Source organism: Pseudomonas sp. PNPG3 (assembly GCF_023093815.1).
Lineage (GTDB): Bacteria > Pseudomonadota > Gammaproteobacteria > Pseudomonadales > Pseudomonadaceae > Aquipseudomonas > Aquipseudomonas asiatica.
The window spans coordinates 1-266 of sequence record NZ_JALLKV010000238.1 but is presented as its reverse complement, the minus strand read 5'-3'; the positions used below and the strand labels follow the sequence as shown (position 1 = coordinate 266).

Genomic DNA, 266 nt, shown 5'->3' with positions numbered 1-266 from the left:
AGCGCCATGGGCGCCGGCCCATGCCCGCGCGGCCGCGAAAGCTGGCCGCAAGTGGTACCAACTCGCCCGCAGGTCGACCCGGTATTTGATCTCCACAATATCGATCGCGCCATCGCTCCAGGCGACGCGGAAGTCCGGCGTGTACCGCCGTCGTCGACCCTCATGCTCGAACCGGATCGTGACGGGCTGTGCGGTCAACACCGCACCCGCATCCCTGAAGCTGCTCAACGTCACGAAGTCCCGTTCGAGCGCGCTTTCATGCTCCG

At 66.2% G+C, this 266-nt stretch carries 1 protein-coding gene; it reads right to left on the bottom strand.

All coding sequences use genetic code 11. The annotated features are described in order from the left end of the window. Nucleotides 1-266, bottom strand: a 266-nt coding sequence (locus tag MJ643_RS30875) for a TnsA endonuclease N-terminal domain-containing protein (RefSeq protein WP_247727335.1), incomplete at both ends; no start/stop codon positions are given.